This window comes from Pantoea sp. CTOTU49201, from assembly GCF_032054795.1.
GTDB classification, from domain to species: domain Bacteria; phylum Pseudomonadota; class Gammaproteobacteria; order Enterobacterales; family Enterobacteriaceae; genus Pantoea; species Pantoea symbiotica.
In genome coordinates this window covers 5,817-8,921 of sequence record NZ_DAMBSA010000179.1, presented here as the reverse complement: position 1 = coordinate 8,921, position 3,105 = coordinate 5,817, and the positions used below count along the sequence as shown (strand labels likewise).

Below are 3,105 nucleotides of genomic sequence, written 5' to 3'. Positions count from 1 at the left end.
GCCAAAACGTCAGCAATTTTTATGCAGCGCGGCTATAATCGCGCCACACACGATGTTTTGACTCCCTTTGATCCAACCGCGGACCCCCTTTCTTTATGCTGAGTTATCGCCACAGTTTTCATGCCGGCAACCATGCCGACGTGCTGAAACACACCGTTGAAAGCCTGATCCTCACCGCCCTGATGGAGAAGGAAAAACCTTTCCTCTATCTGGATACCCACGCCGGTGCCGGACGTTACCTGCTGAGCGGAGAGCACGCCGAGCGTACCGGTGAATATCTGGAAGGCATCGGCCGCATCTGGCAGCAGCCGGATGTGCCGGAGTTGCTCAAGCCGTATCTCTCGGCGGTGCGTAATCTCAATCCGCACGGCACCTTAAAGTATTATCCGGGTTCGCCGTTGATTGCCCGCTTCCTGCTGCGCGAAGAGGACAAAATGGAGCTGACCGAGCTGCACTCCAGCGATTATCCGCTGCTGCGCACCGAGTTCAGCAAAGATTCCCGTGCGCGCGTGGCGCGTGGCGATGGCTACCAGCAGCTGAAAGCCAAGCTGCCGCCGCTGAGCCGTCGCGGCCTGATTCTGATCGATCCGCCGTATGAGATGAAAAGCGATTATCAGGATGTGGTGAAAGGCATTCAGGAAGGTCACAAGCGTTTCGCCACCGGCGTGTTTGCGCTGTGGTATCCGGTGGTAATGCGTCAGCAGATCAAGCACATGGTTAAAGATCTGCAGGCCACCAATATCCGCAATATTCTGCAGATTGAGCTGGCGGTGCGTCCGGACAGCGATCAGCGCGGCATGACGGCCTCTGGCATGATTGTGATTAACCCGCCGTGGAAGCTGAAAGCGCAGATGGAAGAGCTGCTGCCGTGGCTGCATCAGAAATTGGTGCCCGCCGGAACCGGTCACTTCAGCGTCACGCAGATCGTGCCAGAGTAAGTTCGCTTACTACGTCGCCAGCCTATCAGGACAATTATCATGTGGATCATTCTGGCTGGCGCACTTGCTGTGCTGTCGCCCGCCAAACGTTTTTCGGTACTGCTGCTCACGCTGGCGACCATTCTTGGGCTGTTCGAGGATGTGCTGGATTGGCCGGCGATGGTGCTGCTCGGCGCGATTGCCGTCATCGCCTGGATTCGCGTGGAAAATAACGCGCGCTGGATTCAGCTGGTGAGCGAAGCCGCGCTGGTTGCCATCGCTATCGGCCTGTTTGTGCACTTTTTCCCTGGCTTCAAAAATCCGCGTCAGGTGGAAGATGTGCAGGCCGGGCCGCTAAGCCTGCCCTTTAGCTTCTCGTATAACTTCGATAAAGCGCTGATTCCGTTTGTGTTGCTCATATGCTTGCCGCAGCTGTTCCGCACTAAATCCGCGCCGCCGCGACTCAAAATCTTGTGGCTGGCGCTGCTGGCGGCGATTCCGCTGCTGCTGTATGTCGCGGTTAAGTTGGGTGGTCTGGCCGTTGAACCACACTGGCCGGAGTGGTTGGGCAGTTTTATGCTGGCGAACCTGTTCTTCGTGTCACTGGCGGAAGAAGCGTTCTTTCGCGGCTATCTGCAACAGCGCCTGCGCCAGAAAGGCGGCCCCGTTGCCGCGTTGTTACTGACTTCGCTGCTGTTTGGCGTGTCGCATTTTCCCGGCGGGCCGCTGCTGATGGTGTTTGCCACCTTCGCCGGGCTGATTTACGGCCTCGCATGGCAGTGGAGCGGACGCCTGTGGGTTGCCACCGGCATCCATTTCCTGTTCAACATGACGCATCTGCTGTTTTTCACCTATCCGGCGCTACAGCACTAAACCTCGAACACCGCGAAATCATGTGCCAGCTCGGTCGCCGCAAACACCGACTGGCACTCCGCCAGCAGTTTCTCCCGATCCTTAGACAAATAGCGCGAACTGAAATGGGTGGCGATCATCCGCTTCGCGCCCGACTGTTTCGCTACTTCGGCGGCCTGAAGGGTGGTTGAGTGGCCGCGTCCATTGGCTTTCTCCTGCAGCGCCGCCTCCAGCGTGGTTTCGTGCACCATCACATCGGCATTCGCGGCCAGCTGCAGCGCCACCTCGGTTGGTGCGGTATCACCAAATATCGCCAGCACTTTGCCTTTGGTTGCCGGGCCAAGATAATCGGCGCCGTTGACCTCGCGACCATCTTCCAGCTGAATGCGCTTACCGGCTTTCAAATCCTGATACCACGGCCCGCGCGGTACGCCTTCTGCTTTCAGACGCGGCGCATCAAGAAAGCCCGGTTTATCATGCTGCTCAATGCGGTAGCCATAACACTCAATCACATGATTCATCGGCCAGGCCGTCACGCGCACTTCGCCGTCATCCAGCACCAAACCGGCTTCAATCTCGACAATTTCCAGCGGATAAGAGGTGTACGAGCCACTCAAACTGAGCGCCGTCTCGATAAACTGGCGAATACCTTTTGGTCCGTAAATGGTCATCGGTTCGGGGATGCCGGCCATTGAGCGGCTGGTGAGCAAACCCGGCAGCCCAAAGATGTGGTCGCCGTGCAGATGGGTGATGAAGATTTTCTCCAGCTTGCCCGGCTTTAGCGCAGAACGCATGTATTGATGCTGCGTCGCCTCGCCGCAGTCAAACAGCCAGGTATCGCCGCGTTTTGACAGCGTCAGCGCTATCGCGGTGACGTTACGTTGCAGGCTGGGCGCACCGCCGCCGGTGCCGAGGAATGTCAGTTGCATGCTATGCTTCCCTGTAATCGGACATAAAAATCAATGCTATTACAATCATAGGTGCAATCTTTGCGTCAATAATCGTCCTAGCGTTAAACTCTATGCCAATTTTCTTCCAACAGATGGACATAACGGATGACCAGACATTTTGACTACCTCGCCATCGGCGGCGGCAGCGGCGGTATCGCCTCGATTAACCGTGCAGCGATGCATGGCCAGAAGTGCGCGCTGATTGAAGCCAAAGAGCTGGGCGGCACCTGTGTCAACGTCGGCTGCGTACCGAAAAAGGTCATGTGGCATGCGGCGCAAATCGCTGAAGCTATTCATCTTTATGGGCCAGATTATGGCTTCGACACCACGGTAAACCGGTTTGACTGGTCAATTCTGGTGAAAAACCGCAGCGCCTACATCGACCG

At 56.8% G+C, this 3,105-nt stretch carries 4 protein-coding genes; 3 read left to right on the top strand and 1 reads right to left on the bottom strand.

What is annotated here, in order from left to right; genetic code table 11:
• The first annotated feature begins 95 nt into the window (after window positions 1-95).
• Both RTY00_RS13610 and RTY00_RS13605 read left to right on the top strand, forming a co-directional pair.
• The gene (locus RTY00_RS13610; protein WP_007889903.1) at window positions 96-938 is read left to right on the top strand and encodes a 23S rRNA (adenine(2030)-N(6))-methyltransferase RlmJ; all 843 of its coding nucleotides are present in this window, start codon (window positions 96-98) and stop codon (window positions 936-938) included.
• 39 nt (window positions 939-977) lie between these two features.
• On the top strand, window positions 978-1,790 hold the full coding sequence (locus tag RTY00_RS13605; RefSeq protein ID WP_154157258.1) for a CPBP family intramembrane glutamic endopeptidase: 813 nt from the start codon (window positions 978-980) through the stop codon (window positions 1,788-1,790).
• Here RTY00_RS13605 and rnz read toward each other — a convergent pair.
• On the bottom strand, window positions 1,787-2,698 hold the full coding sequence (gene rnz, locus RTY00_RS13600) for a ribonuclease Z (protein ID WP_312664814.1): 912 nt from the start codon (window positions 2,696-2,698) through the stop codon (window positions 1,787-1,789). The two genes, RTY00_RS13605 and rnz, sit on opposite strands and share 4 nt — an antisense overlap.
• 126 nt (window positions 2,699-2,824) lie before the next feature.
• On the opposite strand from rnz, the gene RTY00_RS13595 reads away from it, so the two are divergent.
• On the top strand, window positions 2,825-3,105 hold a 281-nt coding region (locus tag RTY00_RS13595), incomplete at its 3' end, for an FAD-dependent oxidoreductase (protein ID WP_312664815.1).